The sequence below is a fragment of the Lacibacter sp. H375 genome (assembly GCF_037892425.1).
Lineage (GTDB): Bacteria > Bacteroidota > Bacteroidia > Chitinophagales > Chitinophagaceae > Lacibacter.
Window position 1 is genome coordinate 1,641,866 of sequence record NZ_JBBKTT010000001.1, and the last position, 23,805, is coordinate 1,665,670.

The following is a 23,805-nucleotide window of genomic DNA, read 5'->3' on the forward strand; positions in this document are numbered from 1 at the left end:
TGCTTTCAGAATCTCCGTGTCTTTGTGTCTCCGTGGTTCAAAACAAAAATATCATGTCAGAGAAATTACAACAGGATCATTATAAAGTAAAACCAAAAGATGCCGATGAAACCCAACCGTACCATGCGGGCCGTGGCGCACAGTTCAACACCAAAAACCGCTTTTTAAAAAATGAAGTAACCAAAGAACACATCGAAGGCATTGACGATTGGGAAGAAACCAATCTCAAAACACAATACATTGAAGTGCATCCAAAAACAATTGTCAACAAAGTTGAAAGCCCCGATGTAGGTATGAGCTACAGTATGAATCCATATGCAGGTTGCGAACACGGTTGCATTTACTGTTATGCACGTAATGTGCATGAGTACTGGGGTTACAGTGCAGGAATGGATTTTGAACAAAAGATCCTCATTAAAAAAAATGCACCGGAGTTGCTGCGTAAATTTTTAATGCACCCCAAGTGGGATGCCACACCCATCATGCTCAGTGGTAATACCGATTGTTATCAACCGGCGGAACAAACCTATCGTTTAACCAGAGGATTGCTGGAAGTATGCAACGAATTTAACCAACCTGTTGGCATCCTCACAAAAAATGCATGGATACTGAAAGACAAAGATGTGTTGCAGGAAATGGGAAAGAAGAATATTGTATCGGCCATGGTTTCTATCACATCCTTCAACGAAGATCTGAGAAGAGTAATGGAACCACGTACTGTTACCGCCAAAGCAAAACTGAAAGTGATCAACGAACTCAGTAGTGCAGGTGTACGCATGGGTATTATGATGGGGCCAATGATACCCGGATTGAACGAACACGAAATGCAACGCATCATGAAGGCAGCCAGAGATAACGGTGCAACGTTCACCGCTTACACATTCATTCGTTTGAATGGTGCCATCAAATTTTTATTTCACGACTGGCTCTATAAAAACTTCCCCGACCGTGCCGATAAAGTATGGCACCACATTGAACACAGTCATGACGGGAAAGTAAATGACACACGCTTTGGTGTGCGCATGCGTGGCGAAGGAGCTATTGCACAACTTGTGGCACAGCAGTATAAAAAGTATGGCAAGCTGTATGGCATGAATGCAGAAGAATGGAGTTTGGACAGGACAAAATTCAGAAGACCAGGGATGCAGACGAGTTTGTTTTAGAATTGTGTATTAACTTGAGGCATCAAACAATCGTTATGCAACAAACCCGCAAATCATTCATCGCTAAACTTTCTGCAGCCACGGCTGCCATTGCCGGCTTATCTTCGTTCAAACAAAAACCAATGGACAAAGAATTAAAGAACATCTTCATTCACCATGTGTATTTCTGGTTAAAGAATGCAGACAGTAAAGCCGACAGGGATAAACTCGTGGAAGGTTTAACCAAACTGTCGAAAGTAAAAACGATTCAGAACTTTCACATCGGCAAACCGGCCGACACCAACCGTGAAGTAATTGAGCGTGGCTATGCCGTTTCATGGTTTGTTCAGTTTGCTAACGGTGCCGATCAGGCCAGCTATCAAACCGATCCCATCCATTTGAAATTTGTAGAAGAATGTTCACATGTATGGAGCAAAGTGATCGTGTATGATTCTGTTGATGTTTGATGTTCAAAAAAATATTTTAAAATTTCTTTTAAAAAAGTTGGCAACATCAAAAAAATAAATTCATCTTTGCACTCACAAAAATTAGAAACAAAAAAAATGCTACGCATACAATCACATATCGAACAAGTGAATCAGTTTAGTCCAAAAGGAGACTGTACTGTTTGCGGGGCACATGCTGCTGTTGAATAAAGTTGAAGAAACGAATTCGCTATAACACAGGCCCCGCAAGAGATTGCGGGGTTTTTTGTTTTAACCTCTAACGCTTTGCAGAAGGAGAATTGAAACAAATTGTTACAACTTTTTTTTTGTAAGGCCGTTGCTATGAAATGAAAAACACTATTTAAAAACAATGAATAAATGATCAGAGCAAAACGAGAAGACATACGATTGAGTTTAACACATGCAATGAAATCATCAATGCATAGTTGGTTACTGCAACCAAACAGGAATGGTATGCCCAATAGTTATGTGATTGATTTTATTCATAAGCGACCGGATTGTATCCATACATAAATACTTATGTAGAGGAAGAGCAAAGCCCGGTCGTAAAAAACGACCGGGCTTTTTTGTTCGATGAAAAAAGGAGGATGAAATGCAACTGATTTTAATTGTGTTGATCGTTCGTTTGGTTTTACAAATGATCAGCAACAAAAATGATGAAGAAAATAGCAACAACGAAGTGAGCGTGCAGGAGAATGTATTACACCCTGCAGCACATCAGTTGAGATAATATTATAGTGCAGAGGAGGGAAATAAGCGTACCCCGTGAGATGCAACGGGGCGCTTTTCCAAAACTATTCTTGCATGAAGTATATAGCAGCATTCCAATGGCTGGATACTCCGCCTGGAACGGAGAGGCTACAGGTTCGAGTCCTGTCTGCTATACAAAATTGGTTCGTTGGTGTAACGGCTAACATCACAGATTATCGATCTGTTGCAACGGGTTCGATTCCCGTACGAACCGCTTTATTGCCGGGTAGTGTAATGGTTAACATATCACACTTTGACTGTGATGTTCTCAGTTCGACTCTGAGTCCGGTGACGTAAACTAAAATGTTGGCTTTCGCTTATCTGGTAAAGCATCACACTGTGAATGTGAAGAACAGGGTTCGAGTCCCGGAGTCAACCAATACGGTTTGGTGTAATGGTAACATGATTGTCTCCCTCGCTTTCTGAGAGGTAAGTAGCAGATGATTGTATTCGGTTCAAATCCGGAAGCCGTACAAAAAAAGTCTGAACCATGATTTGGGGAGATTGAACAGATTAGTAGGATTGGTTTCTTCTTAATCATTTAATCCACCCAAATCATGGTTCAGACAACAAATTGGCTCGTAGCTCAACTGGATAGATGTTCCCGGCTTTTAACCGGGAGGTTGTGAGTTCGAATCTCACCGGGCCAACAGAAAATGGTTTATAGTTCAATGGATAAGAATGCTTCACTACGAATGAAGAGATACAGGTTCGAATCCTGTTAAACCAACAATGGATGAATAGCTCAACGGCAGAGCGGCGGTTTGTTAGACCGTTGGTTGAAAGTTCGAATCTTTCTTCATCCGCATAATCGGAGAGTTGACAGAGTGGTAATGTGCCAGCCTGCTAAGCTTGGGCTGTCGTTCATTCGATACAAAGGTTCGATTCCTTTACTCTCCGCAATTGTTTGGAACAGTTTAGTTCGATGATGAGGAAATAAGATATCAGTCAGTAACTGTAACAAACAAATGGTGCTTTGGCAGAATGGATGTATGCACCGGAGTGAAATCCCGGACATCGTGGTTCCCTGCCCGTCCGGTCAGGCGGGAATTCCACGGGGCACCACTTAAAATGAGAATTGAAGAATGAAAAATTAAAAATGTAAAACAATGGAACAGCGGCAATGGAGAAAATTAAACGGAGAAAAAATTCGGCGGCCTATTGAGGACGAAGTAAGAGCTGTATTGGTACGTGAAAAAGAAATGGGACACGAATTGAAAGTGTGCATTGGTACCGATAGCCAGGTGAAAGGAAAGGAAACTGAATTTGGAACCGTGATTGTTTTCATCCGGAAAGGGAAAGGAGGTTTCATGTACATACACAATGAATCAACAAAACAGAAGATGAGCATTAAGCAGCGGATGTTAACTGAAGTTGCCATGAGTATTGATGTGGCGTATGGATTGTGCAGGTTGTTTACGTTGTATGATGTGGACATGGAAGTACATGCTGATATTAACACAAATCCTTCTTTTAAAAGCAATGATGCATTGAAAGAAGCAATGGGTTATATCATGGGGATGGGTTTCGCTTTCAAAGCAAAACCGGAAGCCTTCGCCAGTTCCAGTTGCGCAAATAAAGTGGTGCAGTAAGAGATGAGTGGTAGGAGAGTATAAAAAATTATAAACAAAAGAAAATGGAAAATAATAATGAACAGAAAGTGATAAATGCAAATGGCATTTTTGACAATGGCTTTTTGTGCGGCAAATCACTCTATCTATACCAGTTTAAAAGCATACCAAGTGCAAACTATATTGGTGGTATAGATGGTGAAAAAGCCTTCAATGCAGTTAAGGATAAGTTTGGGCATTTGATCTTATCGACACACACGTACAGACATTACGATGCTAAATTGAAGCGTTACGGGTTTAACGACACATTTATGATCATGAAGAATGGATGCATCATGGAGTTTGATAATAACTATTGCGAGATTTATCATAACGGGTCGCAAGATGATTTTATAAACGAATGCACCCTGTTAATGAAAGTCTTTAAAGAGAAGCAACGCAGAAAGCCTTTAGAAATTAATCTTATAAGTCGTGGACGAAACGGATTTGAGTTTAGTCAGATCGAGGTAAAACGAACCAAGCTGGATCTGGACCTTTTTTATGAAGATGATTTTAAAGAAGTGAATGATGTTATTTGTAAGCGGCTTAGAAATGCTAAGGACAAAGGCATTGTGTTGCTGCATGGTTTGCCAGGTACTGGAAAGACAACTTATCTGCGTTACCTGATCGGGAAGATCAAGAAAAGGGTACTGTTTATTTCTCCCGGGGTAGCAAGCGAAATAATGAACCCGGATTTTGTTCAGTTGCTGATAAATAACCCCAATACCGTGTTGGTTATTGAAGATGCAGAAAATATTATCATGGATCGGAGACACAGCAACAGTTCATCTGTATCGAACCTGTTGAATATTTCAGATGGGTTACTGGCTGATTTTCTGAATGTGCAGTTGATCTGCACTTTCAACAGTTCGCTTACGATGGTTGATAGTGCGTTGATGCGTAAAGGAAGATTGATCGCAAAGTATGAGTTTGGAAAATTGGGTGTGGAGAAAGCCAATCGTTTATCAAATCATTTTGGTTTCGATAAGCAGATCGATCAACCAATGACGATCGCAGAGATTGCCAACCCGCATGAAAAAACACAGCCAGTTGAAAAAGTTGAAGTGATTGGTTTTCGCAGACAGGTGGAATTAATGAATTAAATGTCTGAACGGGGATGAGTATGATTGATGGGATGAATGGGAAATAAGTAAATGATCTTATAAATCCTATACGTCCCAAAAATCACAGTTCAGACAATAAAGAGCTTGCTTAACGGCAAGACAGGTATATGCAGATTGACAGCAAACCGGATCTGTGTTTCAAAGAAGCACGATAGTGCAACGGTAGTAACCTTTTGTATGCTGTTGTTGCAGTTGTGCTATGCCTGCCAATACGCTGAAGGACGAAGGTTCGAATCCTTCTCCCGTAAAAACGGGGTAACTCAAGTGGCTAGAGTGTCAGCTCCCAAGTACAGGTTCGAATCCTGTTTCATCTCAAGGGTGAATAGTTCAATGGTAGAACACTACACGGTTAATGTAGCAGACGAAGTACAGCGCTTCTCAAATGCTGACCAGACAAATAAAGCCGGGTGATTGAGAGCCTCCCCTAAATCCCCTCCCAAAGAGGGGACTTATAAACACTCCGATAATTGGAAACTTCTTTTTAGTCGGAGTGTTACAAAGCCTCCCCTTCGGGGAGGTTTGGAGGGGCTGCTTGTAATTACCCGCAGGTGAAAAAGAAGTTGTGCAAAAGCATTCGCTCCATCACTCAGAATTGATGATACCAATCATCAACAGGCGTTTGATGAACCGCTTGAACTAACGCAATTGAACATTCATCTCCGTAACAACAGGATGATCAACCAACCGGCTTTATTATTTTTTAAAAGTAGTGAGTGTAAGAGTTCGCTAACAAAACAATAAACAATGAAACGTGTAAAAGTAAATGCCTATCAAGTGGCGTTGGTATTTAAAGATGGCGTGTATGAATACATGCTGAAAGAAGGTAAGTATTGGTTGTGGAACAAAGAAGTATATGTGTACGATGTGACCAAACCATTTGTGGCACCAATTGAATTGAATATTCTGTTACAGGATGCTGCCCTGGCAGCTGCGCTGCATGTAGTAGAAGTAAAAGACAATGAAATTGTGTTGATGTACGAAAATGGTTTGTTCAAACAGGTGTTAACTGCAGGCCGTTATACTTACTGGAAAGGAGTGATCAATTATACTTTCGTTCGTGCCGATATTGGCAGCATCGAAATTGAAAAGGAAATTGATCGTGTGGTATTGCAAAATCGTTTGCTGGCAAGCTATGTGCGTAGCTACTCTGTTGAGAGCTATGAAAAAGCGGTACTGTTTGTAGATGGTAAATATGTAGAAACTCTGAACAGCGGTGTGTACTATTGGTGGAAGAATAACATTGCAGTGCATGTAGGTAAAGTAGATATGCGTAAGCAGCAACTGGAGATCAACGGCCAGGAAATTCTTACCAAAGACAAAGCGGCTTTGCGTTTGAATGCATGGGCACAATACCAGATGGCCGATATTGAAAAAGCATTGTTGCAAAACAAAGCCTACGATCAACAATTGTATGTGGCTTTTCAACTGGCCTTGCGTGAGTACATTGCCGGTTATGGTTTCGATGAATTGCTGGAGAAAAAAGAAGCGGTAGCTCCTTTTGTGCTGGCACAGGTAAAAGAGAAAGCGGAAGCGTTGGGTATTGAAGTGATGGGCTTCGGCATCCGTGATATCATTTTGCCGGGCGATGTAAAAGAGATCATGAACCAGGTGTTGATCGCCGAAAAGAAAGCGCAGGCCAACAGCATCATGCGTCGTGAAGAAACTGCCAGCACCCGTAGCTTGCTGAACACTGCCAAGCTGATGGAAGAAAATGCGATGCTGTGGAAACTGAAGGAAATGGAATACGTGGAAAAGATCGCAGACAAGATCAGCAACATCAGTGTAAGTGGTAACGGTGTGTTGATCGAGCAATTGAAGCAGATTTTCGTACCGCAGAAATAAAATGTCTGAATCAGGATTTAGAGGATGAGTGGGATTTATGAGATGGTTTATGTACATCTCTTCCCATTCATCCAACAATCCCATAAATCACAGTTCAGACAATTTTGTTGTCGCCGCCACTGCTGCTATTGAACTTTGGTTGCGTCGCACACTTGTACAGTTGGAAATTCTATTGAATAAACCTATTTAGCTTTAATCAAATTATGATACAAAATGTAATTACTAGGATTAGGGAAGATCTATCAAAAGCATTTGCTGATTTGTTTTTGTGTTTTGAAGCGAATGATGAACTATTAGATTATCGACCTGCTAAAGGTGGATGGACAATCAGAGAAGTATTGGAACATGTTTCTATCACCGATCATTTCTTACTAATTCTTATCAGAAAAGGAACAGCAAAAGCTGTTGAAATAGCAAAAGATAAAAACTATGATGATTTGCTTCTTAACTATGATTTGGATTGGGATAAATTGAAAATGATTGGCGAACACAATTCTTTTAAATGGAACAGGCCTGAGCATATGGAACCAAAAGGGACATTGTCATTAAACGAAATCAAGTCAACTTTGAAAGAACAAATGCTGGAATGTCTGTCATTTCTTGATCAAATGCCTAAGGGAGAAGGAGTGCTTTACAAAACAATGATGAGTGTTAATGATCTCGGAAAGATTGATGTGTATCACTATATCTATTTTTTGGTGCAGCACATAAACAGGCACTTAACCCAAATGGAAAAAGTGCGTGAGGAATTTAAAAAGTAAAAACAATGAGCAAGTTAAAAATATCAGGAAAAGAATTAAGAGCGATTGGCTACCCGGAAGGACCGGTGATCAGCGTCGCCATGAATGTGATGCAAAAAAATTACAAGCATCACACAAAGGAGGAAGTTATGGAACTGTTGAAAGCAGTGTTGGCATCACCTGCAAATTATTTAGATGATGCCGTGCTGGCATTGATCGCAAAACAATTGATGCCGGAAGAAAAAGAAAGTGAGGGAGAGTTGTCGTTGAACCAAAACGGAATTCAATTTAATGTTTTCGGAAGTGAGCATATTGAACAAAGCGCCATGCACCAGATGTACACCGCTGCAAAATTACCTGTGGCAGTTGCAGGAGCATTAATGCCCGATGCACATCATGGGTATGGCTTGCCGATCGGTGGCGTGTTGGCAACTGAGAATGCTGTGATACCTTATGGTGTTGGTGTGGATATTGGTTGCAGAATGTGTTTGAGCATTTTTGATATCGATCCGAAAGAGTTGGTGCAACGTGAAGCATTCTTTGCAAGAGAAATTGGCGAAGCAACCTTATTCGGAAGCGGTGCACAATTCAAGCAAAGCGAAGATCATGAAGTGATGGATAACGAATTGTTCTTTGAATTGCCGTTGCTGAAAAATCTGCACGGACGTGCATGGAAACAATTAGGAAGCAGCGGAAGCGGAAATCACTTTGTTGAATTTGGTGTGGTGGAAATTACCGAGAAAGATGAAGTGCTGGGTGTGGAAGCAGGTAAGTATGTTGGACTGTTGAGTCACTCTGGTTCAAGAGCATTGGGTGCAAATATTGCGAACTATTATACCAAGATCGCTATCAGCAAAAGACGGTTACCACAGGATGCAAAAAATCTTGCCTGGTTAAATCTTGATGAAGAAGAAGGAATAGAATATTGGTTAGCCATGAACTTAGCCGGTGATTATGCAAGCGCCTGTCATCATGTGATTCATCAAAAGATCGCTAAGCAACTTGGGCGAAGACCCTTGAAGATGGTGGAGAATCATCACAACTTTGCGTGGAAAGAAAAGTGGGAAGGAAGAGATGTGATCGTTCACAGGAAAGGTGCAACACCTGCCGGTAAAAATGTACTGGGCATTATTCCGGGTAGCATGACAGCCGCTGGCTTTATTGTAAAAGGTAAAGGAGAAATGGCATCGGTGAATTCTGCTTCACATGGAGCCGGACGTTTAATGAGTCGTTCAAGAGCGATGCAAAGTATTACGCACAATGCATTGAAAGATGAATTGAAAAAGCATGGTGTGAAACTAATGGGCGGCGGATTAGATGAAGCACCGTTTGCTTACAAGGATATTGAACTGGTGATGCAGAGTCAGCAATCGTTGGTTGATGTTGTTGGAAAGTTTACACCGAAGATCGTAAAGATGGACGGGCCGAGTATTAAGCCTTGGCAGAAGACGAGAGAGGTGGAAGGTGAGTGAGGGCGATGCACAATTGGCAATGGTCAATAGGCAAATAGCAAATGTCAAATAGTTCATAAACTCCTGCTACAGTAATGTGGCAGGAGCTTTTTATGTCGCATACCTATTCTACTCCGCTGCCTTTAATTGCTCTTCAATCAACTTCAACTCATCCATAATTCCTTTCAATCGCTTTTCTTCTTTTTCCAAAATGCGTTTGCCGAGAATGAAATACGCATACAGCATCCATCCGCAATACACAACGATCACCAGAATAATATAACCGATCGGTCGGCCATGCACCACTTCAAGAAAATACAAACCCATTCCTAAATTCAAAAAGAAAAAGTACAGTGGTTTATTCCATTGAATTTGTTTTTTACGGAATGCATAATATTCTTCCCATTGCTGCAGGTGTTGTGAAGGCGGTAAGGTATCATCTACCAAACTTACTTTGTAGGCGGTGAAAAGTGTAAGGGCAGATTGTAACAGCACGGTTGTGTTGATGATCCATATGGCAATATGTGTTACGAACCAGGTGAGTTTCATTGTACTGAAATACATCATCCAGGTGATAAACACAACGGTAAGGAATAAGGTGATACCTCCAAACAGCAACTGGCGGAATAATTTCGTCCTGGTATCTTTTGATTGACGGGTGATGGCCTGCATGTCCACTGCTTTTTGTTCAGCCGGTTTCGACTGCTGCCACAAATCTTTTATTGCATCAAAGTCTTTCATAACTGTTGTAAATTTCGCTGAGCTGTTTTTTAATACGGTGAATTTTTACACGCAGGTTATTTTCTGTAATGCCGGTGATCTCGGCAATTTCTTCATAAGGTTTGTCTTCGAGTACCAGTGTAATGATCAGTCTGTCTGTTTCTGCCAGTTTGCTGATGCATTTGTACAACAACTGCACTTCCTGTTCTTTGTTGCGTTCATCATCCGGTATCATCGCCAAGCGTTCTTCATCAGCATCTACAAACTGTTCGTTCTTTTTTCGGAGGTGTGTTAAACAGGTGTTGGCGGCAATACGATAGATCCAGGTACTCCATGCTGCATCGCCTCTGAACTTTTCCATATTCTTCCACACTTTCACAAAGCTCTCCTGCAACAGGTCTTCAGCCAGCATGGCATCGCCGGTATAACCAAGACACAGCTTGCGGATGCCTGAAGCATACTGGTTGTATAACTCTGTAAACTGTTCTTCCTGTCTCATTGCAGCGGTAAGATAATGTTGAATTTGGTTTTGCAAAATTTATTGTAAGAAGGCATCCACTTTTGCATAAAACCATTCAGGCACATCGTACATAATAAAATGTTTGCTGTTAGCTACTTCAATTGTTTTGTTCGGCACTTTTCTAAACTGGTGATTCAACATTACATGACTGTTTGCTTCTGTACCATAAATACTACCGAGTACCAATACCGGTTGTTTGATCTTTGCAATTTCTTCACGCAGATCAGTAGTTGATATTTCAACGATGGTATAACCCAATGTGCGACGATCGCACTGCGAACTCCAGGTGGCAATTTGTATAGCACGTGCTGTATCCTTCACCTGGTACAACATCGCACCCGTCATATTCTTTACATAATTTTCACTGGGGAGCATTTCAAAATTCTTTGCTACAGCTTCCGGATTAAACTGTGGATTCTTTTTCAACACATCTGCATTAGCAGTGGTATCTGAAACAGCCGATACAAACGGTAACCCATCAACACAAATAATTTTCCCAAACAGATCGGGTTCAACGCTGCTCACCCACAAACTCATAAAAGCACCAAGGCTATGACCGATCAACATCGGCTTGTTCAGTTTTTTTGTCTTTACGTAGTTGATGAGTTCGTTGCGAACCGTTTTAAGAATAGGTGTATCCAGCTTAGGCACACCTGCATAGCCCGCAATGGTGATCACATGACATTCGTAACGGTCTTTCAAATGTGTAACGGTTTCTTGCCAAACTTCGCCGCTGCAGCTGTAGCCGGGAATAAGGATGATGGGCTGACCTTTGCCACTTACTTCCACTTTAAACGCATTGGTTTGTGCATTTGCTTGAAAGATGATAAGGCAGATGATCAGGAGGTTGATGATTTTTTTCATGATCTTATAATTTATATATGCTTGTTTTTTGTGGTTTACAGTTATTTGATGCAAGGCCGGAAGGATTATTACAGAAAAAGGAAAATATTTTTTTGGGGAGGGTGATCGATCTGCCAACCACGGCGTTTGAAATGCATAAAGTCTTACTGGGCTTACCTTTTAACAAAATATTCTTTCCCATATAGGCAAAGCTTCGTTTCTTTAGCGCTACTATTAATCACAACTATGAAGAGATTTTTTTCCCTGGCAGTCAGTGTTTGTTTTGCCACAGTATTGCTTGCACAGAGTAAGTACGACCATCGTGAAGCATTTCATCCGTTCTTCTATCCAAATTTTGGTAATGAATACAGGAGTGCCAGCGGTCAGCCCGGGCCAAAGTATTGGCAGAACCAGGCCAATTATAATATACAGGCAACCATCGATCCTGATAAACATACAGTAGGTGGAACCGTTGCGTTGCAATATGTAAACAATAGCCCCGATGCGTTAAGTTTTCTCTGGTTACAACTCGATCAGAATATTTATCGTAAAGATTCACGTGGTTCTGCAACTACTACAACCTTGGGCGGACGTTGGGCCAACGGTGAGTTTACTGATGGTCACATGATTCAATCCGTAAAAATTGAACAGAATGGAAAACTGATTGATGCAAAATACCAGGTAACAGATACACGCATGCAGGTGTGGTTGCCCGAGCTGTTAAAGAATGCAGGTTCATCAGCAAAAGTTGTGATTGAATATAAGTTTACAGTTCCTGAATATGGAACTGATCGTATGGGAAGGTTAAAACAAAAAGATGGTTGGGTGTATGAAGTGGCACAGTGGTTTCCACGTGCATGTGTATATGATGATATCAATGGATGGAATGTAAATCCTTATCTCGGTGCAGGAGAGTTTTATTTGGAATATGGAACGATTGAATACAGCATTACAGCGCCATCGAACATGATTGTAGTTGGTAGTGGTGGTTTGATGAATGCGGAAGAATGTTTTACAGCAGAGCAGATAAAACGTTGGGGCGATGCAATGAAGAGTGATAAAACAGTGGTGATCCGTTCGGCTGATGAAGTAAACAAAGCTTCATCACGTCCTGGTAATGCATTTACAACCTGGAAATTCAAATGCGAAAACACAAGAGATGTGGCATGGGCCGCAAGTACTGCCTTCATCATGGATGCAGCACGCATGAATTTGCCGAGTGGAAAAACAGCAATGGCAGTGAGTGTGTATCCGAAAGAAAGCGCATCAAAAAAAGATGGTAACGATTGGCGTCGTTCAACTGAATACACAAAAGCAAGCATTGAGTTTTACAGTAAATATTTATATGAATTTCCTTACCCGGTTGCAACAAACGTTGCAGGCATTGTGGGTGGAATGGAATATCCCGGTATCGTTTTCTGCAGTGCAGCTTCAACAGATGCAGGCTTGTTTGGTGTAACAGATCATGAATTTGGGCATACCTGGTTTCCGATGATCGTTGGTAGCAATGAACGCAAATTTGCGTGGATGGATGAGGGCTTCAATACATTCATCAACATCCTTTCAGGTGAGGCATTCAACAATGGTGAATACAAAGAAGTACCAAGCGTTAGTGGCATGGCGAATTATATGTTTGGTGAGAAAATGGATGGCATGCTCAATGGAGCAGATGTACTGCAACAACAAAACCTTGGTGTAGCTGCTTATTTTAAACCGGGAATGATGTTGTATGTATTACGGAATGAAGTATTGGGTGCAGAACGTTTCGACAGAGCATTGAAAGAGTATGTTCGTCGTTGGGCATTTAAACATCCAACGCCTTGGGATTTCTTTCATACCATTGAGAATGTTGCCGGAGAAGATCTCAATTGGTTCTGGCGCAGCTGGGTATTAAACACATGGAAGTTTGATGTGGCAGTGAATGAAGTAAAGCCTTTGAATGAAGGCGGCATCAGCGGTGTTACTATTAAATTGCAACTACTTGAAAAAATGCCCATGCCTGTAACAGTAAAAGTGGTTGACGTAAATGGAGTTGAACAACTCATTAAACTGCCGGTTGAAGTTTGGCAGCGTGGTGATACATGGACTTTCCCCGTTGCAACAAAAGCTGCAGTGAAAGAAGTGATCGTTGATCCTGAAATGCGATTACCCGATATGAATCCTGCGAATAATAAATGGCAGAAATAAACTACTCTATAAAAAGAATCCCCGGTCATTGATCGGGGATTCTTTTTATAAACGACAGTCATTAAAGGTTGATATTGAAAAAACTGTTGAGGATAAAACCATTGTTGTGTTGAAATACATTTCTTCCGCTGATTTCTCTTCCTAATTGTAAGATCTGACTAATGTATCCTGCTTCCAGTCTGAACTTTGGTGAGAAACGGTAGCCCAACAGTAAGCCGAAGCGATTCTGATCGAAGATGTTTTCATTTACATTTTTACCAAAGCCAACAAGTATTTCATCGTACGCTGCAACATACGGTTCCTTATCTTCCAATGTTTTTCCTTTTAATGATTGTTGCAAACGCAACATGTAACGGGCCCGGTTCATAAACAACCAGTCATCTGGCTTTATGGACGTTGCGGAATTGTATCGTGGTAGCCAACGTTGCTCCAGCATAATACGATGACTAAGATCCAAGGTGCCGGTTCGTTGTGTAAGTGTTGCCACTTCATAGATACGATGCTCTGTAAAAGTTTTGCCAAATGCGTTGATAGAGTAATCACCATAAGCGTATGTTTCAGCCCATGCATAACCCATTCGTAAAGTGGTGTTGCTGTTTGCGTGAAAGTTAACACCAGTGCGTAATAAACTTTGTTGCCAATTCGTAATATAATTCTCTCGCCGCCATTGATACTCCAAATGCCCACTCCATTTTTTGTTGAAAGCAAAAGTGCCGGTGGCGGAATACCAGCCAATACTGTTGTTGTCTCTTAATCTTGTGTTTTGTGCTGTGCCGGTTATTGCTATAAACAAAAGCAATACTGCTGCAAAAAGATGGATCAATTGTTTCATGGCCCGCAAAGGTAAAGGCAAATGATTAAATGAGCAGATCGCTCAGTTTCATTTCTTCCAACACTTCACGAATAGAACTGTTCTCTTTCTTTTTCCATTTGATAAGGCGGATCATGCCATCAGCTATTTCAATACCTGTAATATCGCCATCACTGTAACAACAACATCCTGTATTAAAATAAAAAGGTTTCATTTTAATATAATTCTTGTTTACATAATCGTATTCTTCCTGGCGGAAGCGGATCTCTTTATTGAGTTTCTCCGTTGTAGGTTCATCAGCTTTTTCTCTTGCATGAATAAGTTGTTTGTACAAACGTTCAAGATGTGTGAGTGATGCAAATACAGGTTGATGTGTGTGCCCTGTTATAAGAACGGGATTTTTTTCCTGTTTGCTCCAATCATACATAAAGCGGTTGTGTACACTTTTTAATGCGTTGTTTGTGGCAGGTGTGTTAGGGTTTAAGTTGAGATAACTCTGCAGTGGTCCCCATATTCTTGAAACAAACCATGCACTGAATGCATTGCCATCACTTTGCCCATCGCCTTGGTGACCGTGTGTGAGAAGGAAATCAAGTTTTGTATTGCTGATGGTTGTTTGCAACACAACTCCTTCATAGATCTTAACGGGTTCTTTATACATACTCAACAGGTGCAGCGGCGCAAACGGATCATTGTTCCAGAATACATCATGGTTGCCGTATACTTTTGTAAAACGTTTTTCACTAAGAAATTTTTTCTCCGCAGATGTTGTGAGTTTGTTCTTTGCTTTCACAGGCCAAACTGTATTCTCCCAAAGCTCTTCGCTGTCGCCCAATGAAATAAAATGAAAACCTGCCAGATAATAATTATCTAAGGCAGCAAGATAGTTGGGCTCAGCCATCATAAAATCATCGCTGCCATTTTTTGCGCCTTTGTGTTGATCGCTGAAAATGATGAACCGGTCTGTATCTGCATTCATAGGTAATAACAAACCTTTCTTCCCCGGATGTTCAAGTGTATGTGCATACAGTTTTGTTAATGCTTCATGCACCCGTTTAAGATTGGGCTTGCTCGAAAAGCGATCAGCAAGCCTTGCAACAGGTTTCGTTAAAACAGATTGTATGAAACGACGCATGATTAAAATTAACGATTCGAGGTATACCAATAAAAAAAGCTGATGCAATACCGCACCAGCTTTTTCTTACTTTAAATAATTTATCAGAGTTGCAAACCGAGACGCAAGAAGAAACGCAAACCGTTGCCACCCATTTGCACTGCATCCCATGGGCCGCCGGTTTCATTATTGAAAGCCCAACCTTTTGCACCAGGTGCAACACCAAGATCAGGATGCACATTCAATAAATTATCAATACCGCCAAACAATGAAATCTTACTGTTGATCTTATAACCAAGATAAAGATCGGTCACCAGTTTTCCATTGTAGATATAGCGATCATCTACATAGATGGAAGAATTTGCATCAGTTGGTACTTGCGGCTTAATGCCTAAGCCATCTTCACCATATCCAAGCAAATCGATTTTTCCGAAGTAAGTTAATCTTGTTCCAACAGTTAAACTTTTGCAACCATATTCAAAATTGAAACCAAATTTTGTTTTTGGTGCTGATGCAAGAATGAATTTTTGTTCACGGTCATTTAAGAATGTTGATTTCAGAAAATCAGAGCCACTCAGTTTAGCAGGAACATTTATTTTGTCGATGGTCATTTCCTGGAAATTACCCGTAAACAAAGCACGGAAACTTTGTGAGCCCCAGCGTTTGTTATAGTCCATTACCACATCTATTCCTTTGTTGGTTGTATTTACAGCATTAGCAAAGAACTGTGCATAGCTAACATTCAATGACTGTAAACGTGCAGCCAATGCCGGATCAAGATTCGAATCAAATGCATCAAACTGCCCGCTTAGTACCACACGGTCTTTTACTTTTACCATGTAACCATCAATGGTAATACTGAAATCACTCACTGGCTTCCAGGTAAAACCTAAACTTACATTGGTACTTTTTTCCTGTGTAAGATCAGGGATGCCGGCGAGCTTTGCCAGTTCACTATAGTTGGGTGCAATTTTTACTTCTGCAATATTACCACCTTGTACGGTTGTGAATGTTGAACTGAAATTGATCTGTTGCAAAGAAGGCGCACGGAAACCCGTGCTGAATGATCCACGCAAATTAAACGTAGGAGCCAGTTTTAAACGTGTTGCTACTTTATAGTTATGCGTAAAACCAAAGTCGCTGTAGTTTTCGAAACGTGCCGCAATGGTTACTAAAAAGTTCCTGGTGATATCAAATTCCATATCACCATATGCCCCAATTACAGAGCGGTTAGCTGTTACTTCATCTGCAGCTTGGTAGCCCGGGAAACCTTGTGCACCACCTGCTACATAAATATCATCACCATTAGAGTCGGTAAAAAATTTATTGGGGCTGAAATTTTTGTATGATGCCTCTTCACCTGCATATAAACTGTAACGCTCATAACGATACTCAGCACCAAAGGCAAGATTTGTTTTTGCATTCAGCTCTTTACTGAAATTAGCATTCACCGTATTTTGTAAGAAGTTAAAACCACCATCATCAAAATGTGTTTGATTAGAACCCAATGAAGCATTGAATGTTTTATCGCCATAGAAATGAAAATTGTTACGGCCTATTGTATTGCTGATATCCCAGTTCAATCCACCATTTGAAATTCCCCTTACACCGGCTGCCATTGAGAAATCGTTTACGTTGGTTTGAATGTGTGGACTGAAAGTTGTGTCATCGGCTGTTACTTTCATCACTGATGGAACAAAGATCAGTTTCCAGTTATTATCAGTGGGGAAACGTTCCGGTCTTGCACTCCAGTTACGTGTAAATGCATAAGCATCTGATTTCTTTCCGTTATATCCACCAAACGCATAAAAACTTGTTTTGCCTGCAATCGGAATTTCTGCATTCAGAAATGCACCACCTGCAGTAAGCGAACCGTCGCCATGTCCACGACGGTAAATGTTGGTGTACATGAAATCAGGACTATTCTGATCGGTCTCCAAAGCCTGGCGATAGGTCTTTCCCTGGCTTAAGAAGTTACCGGTAAGATTGATGAAGCCACGTTCCCCAACTTTAAATCCATAATTCGCATTTACAGAAAACGTATTTCCATCAACGGCACCATCATGAACATAAAGATTTTGTTCTTTCTTAAAATGCGGGTTATATTTTTTATCGTAGTAGCCGCTATAGCCAATATTTGCATTGAACTTATTAACTGTTTCTTTCAATACAATATTGATTACACCTGCAATGGCATCAGAACCATATTGTGCAGAAGCACCATCACGCAACACTTCCACACGATCAATGGCGCCAACAGGAATTGCACTAAGGTCGGTTCCTGAATTACCACGACCTCTGGTACCAAACACAGCAATGAATGCTGTTTGATGACGACGTTTGCCATTGATGAGCACCAGTGTTTGATCTGGACCCAGTCCACGTAATGTTGCAAGATCAATATGATCGGCACCATCGCTACCGCTTTGTTTATTATAGTTGAAAGAGGGAGCTGCATAATTCAGGATAGATGTTACATCCATTCTTGCTGTTGGCAATGCAGCCTGCCCGATGTTCACCACATCAACAGGAACGGGTGTTTCCGTTTTTACTCTTCCTAAACGACGGGTACCTACCAGTACCACTTCGCCAAGATCAGTTGAACCTGATTCAAGACTGATGTTCATAGAAGTGTTTGTTCCAACACGTTCTTCAAGTGTTTTATAACCAACGATACTGAACACCAGTACATCGGTTGCTGCTGCTTCAATACTGAAATTGCCATCTTTATCGGTGGCAGTTCCTGTTCTTGTCGATTTGATGAGTACCGATACATCTTCAAGCGGGTTGCCGCTTTTATCGGTTACTTTACCACGAACTGTTTGTTTTTGTGCAAATACGGGGACGAACAGCAAGAAGAGGGCTGCTGTTAAGAAATGTTTCAGGTTGACCATCTGTAGTTAGTTTGATTGTGTAAGTTGAAATTAAAAAATATACAGCAAGGCCGAAAACTTATTCTGCGAAATGTAGAAAACAGCAATTAAAGCAATGTGTATTTTAATTGAGACGATTGCTGTCTTTTCATTTTCATTTACTTTTACCGCAATCAATTTATATGCAAGAAACAATGGAACAGGTTGCTGCTTTATATACTGCAACGTTTGGGGCTCCGCCCGAAAGCATCGATAAAGTGCCGCAGAGCGGAAGTGATCGTGTTTACTATCGTGTTACAGGATCTGTTGTGTGTATTGCAACAACGAGTAAAAACATAAAGGAGAGTCAAACCTTCCTTCAGTTCAGTAAACATTTTCAACAGAGAGGATGCCCCGTGCCTTCTATTTATGCAGTAAATGAAGATGAAACTATTTACCTGCAGGAAGATTTCGGCGACGTGTCGTTGTTGAACCAACTGGAACAACATGGTTATAATGAGCATGTCTATAATTTGTTTAAACAAAGTCTGCAGCAACTTGCACACATGCAGATCAAGGGGCATAAAGATTTTAACTATGATTGGTGTATTACCTCAAGAGAGTTCGGACGGCAGGCCATTGTTTCAGATCTTCTTTATTTCAGGTATTACTTTTTTGACACGTTAAAAATTCCTTACGATAAAGAAAAACTTATTGAAGATTTTGAAGATCTGAGTATTTATCTTACACGTGTGGATCATAAATATTTTATGTTCCGTGATTTTCAAAGCAGAAATGTAATGGTGAAAGAAGGGAAAGTGCATTTCATCGATTACCAGGGTGGTATGAAAGGAGCTGTGCAGTATGATGTGGCTTCCTTGCTTTGGCAGGCAAAAGCAGAGTTACCTGATGAATGGAAGAACAGTCTGCTGGAATATTATATGGATTGCCTGGAGAATGTGTTGCAAAAAGAAATTGACCGCACAAGGTTTGTAAGTCAGTATAATGGTTATGTATTGATCCGTTTATTGCAGGTTCTGGGCGCTTATGGTTTCCGTGGATTATTTGAACGCAAGGCGCATTTCTTAACGAGCATACCCTTGGCATTAAAAAATCTCAAATGGTTTTTAAGTAATCGTAATGTTGGGATTAAGTTACCCGAATTTGAACGCATACTTGGGTTGATGGTGGAAGATGATGTTATACATCGTTTTGAGCCACCGAAAGCAACGGAAGAAACGCCACTTGTTGTGCGAATCAACAGCTTCTCTTATAAATCAACCGGTATTCCTGTGGATGAAACAGATAATGGCGGTGGATTTGTATTTGATTGCAGAGGCATTTTAAACCCCGGACGAATCGAAGAATTTAAAACACAAACAGGAAGGGATAAAGGCGTGAAAGATTTCCTGGAACAACAAACCAAAATGCCGCAGTTCTTAAACAGCGTTTATAATATCATTGATATTGCTGTGGAAGATTATATGCAACGCAATTTCGCCAACCTGCAGATCAGTTTTGGATGTACTGGCGGACAGCATCGTAGTGTTTATGCTGCTGATGCACTGGCCCGTCATTTAAAAAATAAATACGGAGTGAAGATCGAATTGAAACATGTGGTGCAGGATGCAAAGAACTGGATCAATAAAACGTATTGATGATTAATCGGAATACTATGATAAAGACCTTTTTATTATCTCTCTTTTTATTTTCTGCTGCTAACTCTTTGGTTGCTCAGCAGTTTGACAGCCTTAAATTATCTCAAACTGAAATTCCGGAAGGCTACCTGGAAAGCTCAAAGCGTGAATATAAAACTCCACATGCTGTATCATTTTACGAGCAAGTGGAATTATATGAGTCGTTTGTTGGAAAACTGAAAAAGAAGGATATACAGTCGTTTAATAAGAAGGGCGATAAGGGAACAATTTTTTATTTTGAATTTGAAAGCGATTTTGAAGGTGCTGCTTTTCTCGACGGACTATTGTGGGGACAAGAAGGTAAAGCCACGACAAAAAAACCAGAAGAGTATTTTGCCAAGGGTAAATTCTTAGTTATCTGGAGCTTTGATTTGAAAAGTGAGCTGAAAGAAATCTCCAGAAGAAAAGTCACTTCTGTACTTAAATAAAATGCACAAAGAGTATGAAGGCAATGATTTTTGCAGCAGGCTTAGGTTCACGATTTAAACCTTGGACAGATCATCATCCAAAAGCATTGGCAATAGTAAACGGAAAGAGCTTGTTGCAACGCAATATTGAATACCTGCAACAATATGGCATTACGGATGTAGTGGTGAATGTGCATCACTTCGCTGATCAGATCATTGAAGCAGTAGAAAAAAATAAAGGCTGGGGAAGTCATGTGATCATCAGTGATGAACGTGACGAAGTGTTGGAAACAGGTGGCGGGTTATTGAAGGCGAAACATTTGTTAGAAGGCGAAGAGCCTTTTGTAACCATCAATGTAGATATACTCACAAATTTGAATCTTACTGATCTCCTTGCATTTCATCAACAACATAAACCATTAGTTTCTTTTGCTGTTACTAACCGCAAAACTGCCCGTAATTTTTTGTTTGATGATGCAGATAAATTATGCGGATGGCGTAATGTAACAACCGGAGAAGAGAGAGGTCCGGTGCTGAATTATTCTGAAGAAGAAAAAAAGAAGCTGATTGAGAAAGCATACAGTTGTGTGGTTGTGTTTGAGCAACGTTTTTTTGCATTGGTGAAACAAAGAGGTAAGTTCTCTTTGACAGAACCCTATCTTGATCTAGCAGCGGAGCATACGATTCTTGGTTATGATCATAGTGGTGACAAGCTGGTGGATGTGGGGAGGTTGGAGAGTGTGGTAGTGGCGGAAGCAAATTTCAAATAGCTTATTTGCAGAGTTTATTTCTTGTTACTTTTTGCTTGTCCAAAAAGTAACCAAAAAGGACCCCGAAAACCAATATACAGCCAGGTTTTCGGCAATCGCCTTGATTTAACATTTGTACTACTGTAATGAAATACATGTGTAGTTACATCGTCTTCTTATGTGCATCAACTTGAGCAAACTCTTACATTTTTTGGTTATACTTTAATATAAATCTTCTTCTTATCTAACCAATAACAAATAGCCCAATACATGATGATCATGGAGATGGCATAAACAAGTGAGCCGTTTTCGGGAATGCCAGGGATTTGTTTGCAAATCTTTTCATAGAACCATCCGAATGGAGCAAGGTATTTGGGTAAGCCTTCATCGTTGATGCCATTGGGAATTCTGATCAACCCTAATGCTCTTGGCAAGAAGCCACTTAATACAAAAATGAACAACGGGTTTTTGCCAAACACATCAAAGAATTTTGTCAGCCAGCCCTTTGCTTGCTTCATTTCAATAAAGTAGATCATTGTGGCGATGGTATAAATCGCAAGCCCCGTTGTATAAACAGTATAAGAACTGGTCCATATTTTTTTGTTAATGGGGAATGCCATACCCCAGGCTAAACCTGTTACGGTAAGAATGGTAGCTATCACAAAGAGTGATGCAATCATTTCAAAGTTTTTGCCTTTCTTCTGAATATAATCACCAATTAAGTAACCAAAGATCACTTGTACAACAGCAGCGAAACTGCTCATCAATCCTTCTGGGTCAAATGGTATTCCTTCTCCTTTATATAAATGTGCTTCACCAAGTATGGATTTGTCAATACTGTTGCCAAACCATCCGTTCAGACTAAACGGATCACCAGTAGTTCCCAGGAATAAACAAAGCATCCAATAAAGCAATAGTAAAACAGCAGCCGTTACAAAGGTTCCACGCTGTTTGAAATAATAAACGATCACCGATGCAAAAAAGTAACAGAGCGCAATGCGTTGCAATACGCCCATGATACGTAGATTATCAAGCGGTCTCATTTCTAACAGATCCCCATTCCATTTTACAAACGGGCTCCAGTTCAATAGCAAACCTATCAGAAAAATGAGCAGTGTTCGTTTGATCACTTTTTTCCAGAAAATACCATTACCCGCCTGTTCCAGTTTGGGCATTACAAAAGACATGGCATTCCCAACTGCAAAAAGGAAAAAGGGGAACACCAGATCAGTGGGTGTAACACCGTGCCAGGGTGCATGTTTCAACGGGGCATAGATGTGTGTCCATGAACCGGGGTTGTTCACAAGGATCATGATGGCCACTGTGGCGCCACGAAATACGTCAAGGGAGTGGAAGCGTTGGTTCAAAGCAGAAAGTTTTGTGTACTGAAAATAGGAAGGAATTATGAGCCAGATGCCTGATTTGTGATGTGTGATTTTTGATGGAAGGCGTGGGGTACGATTGTTGTCGATTTTTTAGGTCTGATACGCTTTAAGTACGCTTTATCTACGGAGTATAGTGGGAGTATCCTGCATTAGGAAGCGAAGGATGAGCGAGGGATGAGGCAATAGGCAATGGGATTAGGAATAAGCAATTAGGAATAGGGAATCAGGGATTGTGAATTTGGAATTGGCGTGCGGATTGAGAAAGTGGGGCCCGGAAGATGGGGAGAGGGTGTTGCTCACAGATTACACAGATTGACACTGATGAATACAGGGCTGCAACCTATTTATGGCAGGCCGGGAAGGCGGTGATGCTGACGCTTTGGGTGAGAAGTGGAACCAGAAAAAGGTTTCATTGCTTGAGCAAAGGCATTGAGTAATGTTAATAACACTTTTAATGATCAGGCGGTCATGAATGGCATACTTTACAATCCAACCTTCAACCCATTGAACAACGTTGTAGAGCTTTACGAAAGAATGATTAAAGAGAAGGATGAAAAGATTGCATCACTTGAAAAATTAGCAGAAAAGAAATAAGAATCTATAGTGAATTAATTGGCCATTGCATTACTGCAGTGGCTTTTTTTCGAGGAAGTTTCACTTGCAGGTTTTGCCTTAGTGTGGGATTTGTGTAGAACCAATTACACAGATCTTCGGGAGATAGAGGGGATAAACACAGATTGTTTGTACACTTCAGATACAATAAAGAGCCACAAACTGCATGAATGCTGACGAAAGATTGGTCATAAACGGTTAGTAATAAACGTAAAAAAGTGAAACCTGTATTATTTTTAATTTTTTGGTAAAGGACAGCTGGCATGAAATTTTCAAGCATGGTTTGCCCGGAATTCGCCAGGGATGAACACAGATGAAGCGGATTGCGAAGGCTATTGTATTTATAATAATTTTTTTATGATTGGCCTTCATCCGTTAACTTGCAGCTCTATCAACGGTGAGTAAATAATCAGGAGAAAACAGGAAGCGTGGTGTGCCGTAACTGTCTACAAGACATATATTTGCAACTATGAAAGCGGTGCAAGGGCACTGGGGAAAGTATTGTGAAACCTAACAACCAACATAAGTCTGCTAATTCGAGCAGTATATATAAATAATTGATGGAGGGTAAATGAGCCTGCTTGGCTTGTTTGCCCTTTTATCGTTATACATTTTTAATTTTTTGGAACACTCAGTCTTTTTTTAGTTGGATGTGACTGAGGTGGCGAAGCTTTGTAGTAAATTAGCTGAAAGCGGGTAGTTTATGGTCATAGGCGGATCGTTGAAAGACGGCGGTTGGGAGCGAATAGTTCTAAAGTTTTGACGTTATGGAGTTGTCGTTC

The 23,805-nt window shown here is 40.7% G+C and carries 21 protein-coding genes and 8 tRNA genes; 22 read left to right on the plus strand and 7 right to left on the minus strand.

Features of this window, described 5'->3' with window-relative positions:
• The first annotated feature begins 53 nt into the window (after positions 1 to 53).
• The 17 genes from WG954_RS07210 (at position 54) to WG954_RS07290 (ending at position 9,147) form a co-directional block, all read left to right on the plus strand.
• Positions 54 to 1,163, plus strand: a complete 1,110-nt coding sequence (locus tag WG954_RS07210) for a PA0069 family radical SAM protein (RefSeq protein ID WP_340435004.1) — start codon at positions 54 to 56, stop codon at positions 1,161 to 1,163.
• Between the two features lie 35 nt (positions 1,164 to 1,198).
• The gene (locus WG954_RS07215) at positions 1,199 to 1,609 is read left to right on the plus strand and encodes a Dabb family protein (protein ID WP_340435006.1); all 411 of its coding nucleotides are present in this window, start codon (positions 1,199 to 1,201) and stop codon (positions 1,607 to 1,609) included.
• 357 nt (positions 1,610 to 1,966) lie between these two features.
• A complete protein-coding gene (locus tag WG954_RS07220; RefSeq protein ID WP_340435008.1) occupies positions 1,967 to 2,122 on the plus strand; it encodes a hypothetical protein in 156 nt (51 codons plus the stop codon).
• 79 nt (positions 2,123 to 2,201) lie between these two features.
• The gene (locus WG954_RS07225) at positions 2,202 to 2,339 is read left to right on the plus strand and encodes a hypothetical protein (protein WP_340435009.1); all 138 of its coding nucleotides are present in this window, start codon (positions 2,202 to 2,204) and stop codon (positions 2,337 to 2,339) included.
• An 83-nt stretch (positions 2,340 to 2,422) separates the two neighbouring features.
• A tRNA-Pro gene (locus WG954_RS07230) sits at positions 2,423 to 2,494 on the plus strand.
• A 7-nt stretch (positions 2,495 to 2,501) separates the two neighbouring features.
• Positions 2,502 to 2,573 (plus strand) — tRNA-Asp (locus tag WG954_RS07235).
• Between the two features lie 6 nt (positions 2,574 to 2,579).
• A tRNA-Gln gene (locus WG954_RS07240) sits at positions 2,580 to 2,651 on the plus strand.
• A 13-nt stretch (positions 2,652 to 2,664) separates the two neighbouring features.
• Positions 2,665 to 2,737, plus strand: a tRNA-His gene (locus WG954_RS07245).
• Between the two features lie 197 nt (positions 2,738 to 2,934).
• Positions 2,935 to 3,009 (plus strand) — tRNA-Lys (locus WG954_RS07250).
• Between the two features lie 7 nt (positions 3,010 to 3,016).
• Positions 3,017 to 3,089: transfer RNA gene (locus WG954_RS07255), tRNA-Arg, on the plus strand.
• Between the two features lie 4 nt (positions 3,090 to 3,093).
• Positions 3,094 to 3,165 (plus strand) — tRNA-Asn (locus WG954_RS07260).
• Between the two features lie 7 nt (positions 3,166 to 3,172).
• A tRNA-Ser gene (locus WG954_RS07265) sits at positions 3,173 to 3,259 on the plus strand.
• A gap of 209 nt (positions 3,260 to 3,468) precedes the next feature.
• Positions 3,469 to 3,951, plus strand: coding sequence for a ribonuclease H-like YkuK family protein (locus WG954_RS07270; RefSeq protein WP_340435011.1), 483 nt, complete (start codon positions 3,469 to 3,471; stop codon positions 3,949 to 3,951).
• 44 nt (positions 3,952 to 3,995) lie between these two features.
• Entirely contained in the window at positions 3,996 to 5,072 is a 1,077-nt protein-coding gene (locus tag WG954_RS07275) for an AAA family ATPase (protein WP_340435013.1), read from the plus strand.
• A gap of 765 nt (positions 5,073 to 5,837) precedes the next feature.
• On the plus strand, positions 5,838 to 6,935 hold the full coding sequence (locus tag WG954_RS07280) for a slipin family protein (RefSeq protein ID WP_340435015.1): 1,098 nt from the start codon (positions 5,838 to 5,840) through the stop codon (positions 6,933 to 6,935).
• Positions 6,936 to 7,138: 203 nt separating this feature from the next.
• The gene (locus WG954_RS07285; protein WP_340435018.1) at positions 7,139 to 7,696 is read left to right on the plus strand and encodes a DinB family protein; all 558 of its coding nucleotides are present in this window, start codon (positions 7,139 to 7,141) and stop codon (positions 7,694 to 7,696) included.
• A 5-nt stretch (positions 7,697 to 7,701) separates the two neighbouring features.
• Positions 7,702 to 9,147, plus strand: coding sequence for an RtcB family protein (locus tag WG954_RS07290; RefSeq protein WP_340435020.1), 1,446 nt, complete (start codon positions 7,702 to 7,704; stop codon positions 9,145 to 9,147).
• A 108-nt stretch (positions 9,148 to 9,255) separates the two neighbouring features.
• On the opposite strand, the gene WG954_RS07295 is transcribed toward WG954_RS07290, so the two are convergent.
• The 3 genes from WG954_RS07295 to WG954_RS07305 are packed head-to-tail and all read right to left on the minus strand — an operon-like array spanning position 9,256 to position 11,230.
• A complete protein-coding gene (locus WG954_RS07295; protein ID WP_340435023.1) occupies positions 9,256 to 9,867 on the minus strand; it encodes a hypothetical protein in 612 nt (203 codons plus the stop codon).
• Positions 9,854 to 10,381, minus strand: a complete 528-nt coding sequence (locus WG954_RS07300; protein WP_340435025.1) for an RNA polymerase sigma factor — start codon at positions 10,379 to 10,381, stop codon at positions 9,854 to 9,856. Before WG954_RS07300 ends, WG954_RS07295 begins: the two co-directional genes overlap by 14 nt.
• A gap of 3 nt (positions 10,382 to 10,384) precedes the next feature.
• Positions 10,385 to 11,230, minus strand: a complete 846-nt coding sequence (locus tag WG954_RS07305) for an alpha/beta fold hydrolase (protein WP_340435027.1) — start codon at positions 11,228 to 11,230, stop codon at positions 10,385 to 10,387.
• Positions 11,231 to 11,455: 225 nt separating this feature from the next.
• On the opposite strand from WG954_RS07305, the gene WG954_RS07310 reads away from it, so the two are divergent.
• Positions 11,456 to 13,396 carry a M1 family metallopeptidase gene (locus WG954_RS07310; RefSeq protein WP_340435029.1) on the plus strand — a complete coding sequence of 647 codons (1,941 nt, stop codon included), beginning with the start codon at positions 11,456 to 11,458 and terminating at the stop codon, positions 13,394 to 13,396.
• 61 nt (positions 13,397 to 13,457) lie between these two features.
• Here WG954_RS07310 and WG954_RS07315 read toward each other — a convergent pair whose 3' ends face one another.
• From WG954_RS07315 to WG954_RS07325, 3 genes are all read right to left on the minus strand, one after another.
• Positions 13,458 to 14,228, minus strand: a complete 771-nt coding sequence (locus WG954_RS07315; RefSeq protein WP_340435031.1) for a DUF2490 domain-containing protein — start codon at positions 14,226 to 14,228, stop codon at positions 13,458 to 13,460.
• Between the two features lie 25 nt (positions 14,229 to 14,253).
• A complete protein-coding gene (locus WG954_RS07320) occupies positions 14,254 to 15,342 on the minus strand; it encodes a metallophosphoesterase (RefSeq protein WP_340435033.1) in 1,089 nt (362 codons plus the stop codon).
• A gap of 83 nt (positions 15,343 to 15,425) precedes the next feature.
• On the minus strand, positions 15,426 to 18,215 hold the full coding sequence (locus WG954_RS07325) for a TonB-dependent receptor (RefSeq protein ID WP_340435035.1): 2,790 nt from the start codon (positions 18,213 to 18,215) through the stop codon (positions 15,426 to 15,428).
• 161 nt (positions 18,216 to 18,376) lie between these two features.
• Between WG954_RS07325 and WG954_RS07330 the strand changes: the two genes are divergently transcribed.
• The 3 genes from WG954_RS07330 to WG954_RS07340 are packed head-to-tail and all read left to right on the plus strand — an operon-like array spanning position 18,377 to position 21,047.
• Positions 18,377 to 19,831, plus strand: coding sequence for a RapZ C-terminal domain-containing protein (locus WG954_RS07330; RefSeq protein ID WP_340435037.1), 1,455 nt, complete (start codon positions 18,377 to 18,379; stop codon positions 19,829 to 19,831).
• A 17-nt stretch (positions 19,832 to 19,848) separates the two neighbouring features.
• Positions 19,849 to 20,298: a hypothetical protein gene (locus WG954_RS07335; protein ID WP_340435039.1), complete on the plus strand. Its 450-nt coding sequence runs from the start codon at positions 19,849 to 19,851 to the stop codon at positions 20,296 to 20,298.
• Positions 20,299 to 20,312: 14 nt separating this feature from the next.
• On the plus strand, positions 20,313 to 21,047 hold the full coding sequence (locus WG954_RS07340) for a sugar phosphate nucleotidyltransferase (protein ID WP_340435041.1): 735 nt from the start codon (positions 20,313 to 20,315) through the stop codon (positions 21,045 to 21,047).
• Between the two features lie 194 nt (positions 21,048 to 21,241).
• Here WG954_RS07340 and WG954_RS07345 read toward each other — a convergent pair whose 3' ends face one another.
• A complete protein-coding gene (locus WG954_RS07345) occupies positions 21,242 to 22,393 on the minus strand; it encodes an acyltransferase family protein (RefSeq protein WP_340435043.1) in 1,152 nt (383 codons plus the stop codon).
• A 486-nt stretch (positions 22,394 to 22,879) separates the two neighbouring features.
• Here WG954_RS07345 and WG954_RS07350 point away from each other — a divergent pair, with 486 nt between their 5' ends.
• A complete protein-coding gene (locus tag WG954_RS07350) occupies positions 22,880 to 23,005 on the plus strand; it encodes a hypothetical protein (RefSeq protein ID WP_340435045.1) in 126 nt (41 codons plus the stop codon).
• Positions 23,006 to 23,805 lie beyond the last annotated feature (800 nt).

Excerpts from the sequence above, each read along its gene's own strand:
- WG954_RS07305 (WP_340435027.1), bottom strand. The coding sequence starts at position 11,230 with ATGAAAAAAATCATCAACCTCCTGATCATCTGCCTTATCATCTTTCAA.
- WG954_RS07320 (WP_340435033.1), bottom strand. The coding sequence starts at position 15,342 with ATGCGTCGTTTCATACAATCTGTTTTAACGAAACCTGTTGCAAGGCTT.
- WG954_RS07280 (WP_340435015.1), top strand. The coding sequence starts at position 5,838 with ATGAAACGTGTAAAAGTAAATGCCTATCAAGTGGCGTTGGTATTTAAA.
- WG954_RS07310 (WP_340435029.1), top strand. The coding sequence starts at position 11,456 with ATGAAGAGATTTTTTTCCCTGGCAGTCAGTGTTTGTTTTGCCACAGTA.
- WG954_RS07340 (WP_340435041.1), top strand. The coding sequence starts at position 20,313 with ATGAAGGCAATGATTTTTGCAGCAGGCTTAGGTTCACGATTTAAACCT.
- WG954_RS07330 (WP_340435037.1), top strand. The coding sequence starts at position 18,377 with ATGCAAGAAACAATGGAACAGGTTGCTGCTTTATATACTGCAACGTTT.
- WG954_RS07325 (WP_340435035.1), bottom strand. The coding sequence starts at position 18,215 with ATGGTCAACCTGAAACATTTCTTAACAGCAGCCCTCTTCTTGCTGTTC.
- WG954_RS07210 (WP_340435004.1), top strand. The coding sequence starts at position 54 with ATGTCAGAGAAATTACAACAGGATCATTATAAAGTAAAACCAAAAGAT.
- WG954_RS07270 (WP_340435011.1), top strand. The coding sequence starts at position 3,469 with ATGGAACAGCGGCAATGGAGAAAATTAAACGGAGAAAAAATTCGGCGG.
- WG954_RS07225 (WP_340435009.1), top strand. The coding sequence starts at position 2,202 with ATGCAACTGATTTTAATTGTGTTGATCGTTCGTTTGGTTTTACAAATG.
- WG954_RS07295 (WP_340435023.1), bottom strand. The coding sequence starts at position 9,867 with ATGAAAGACTTTGATGCAATAAAAGATTTGTGGCAGCAGTCGAAACCG.
- WG954_RS07335 (WP_340435039.1), top strand. The coding sequence starts at position 19,849 with ATGATAAAGACCTTTTTATTATCTCTCTTTTTATTTTCTGCTGCTAAC.
- WG954_RS07275 (WP_340435013.1), top strand. The coding sequence starts at position 3,996 with ATGGAAAATAATAATGAACAGAAAGTGATAAATGCAAATGGCATTTTT.
- WG954_RS07215 (WP_340435006.1), top strand. The coding sequence starts at position 1,199 with ATGCAACAAACCCGCAAATCATTCATCGCTAAACTTTCTGCAGCCACG.
- WG954_RS07350 (WP_340435045.1), top strand. The coding sequence starts at position 22,880 with ATGAATGGCATACTTTACAATCCAACCTTCAACCCATTGAACAACGTT.
- WG954_RS07315 (WP_340435031.1), bottom strand. The coding sequence starts at position 14,228 with ATGAAACAATTGATCCATCTTTTTGCAGCAGTATTGCTTTTGTTTATA.
- WG954_RS07285 (WP_340435018.1), top strand. The coding sequence starts at position 7,139 with ATGATACAAAATGTAATTACTAGGATTAGGGAAGATCTATCAAAAGCA.
- WG954_RS07220 (WP_340435008.1), top strand. The coding sequence starts at position 1,967 with ATGATCAGAGCAAAACGAGAAGACATACGATTGAGTTTAACACATGCA.
- WG954_RS07290 (WP_340435020.1), top strand. The coding sequence starts at position 7,702 with ATGAGCAAGTTAAAAATATCAGGAAAAGAATTAAGAGCGATTGGCTAC.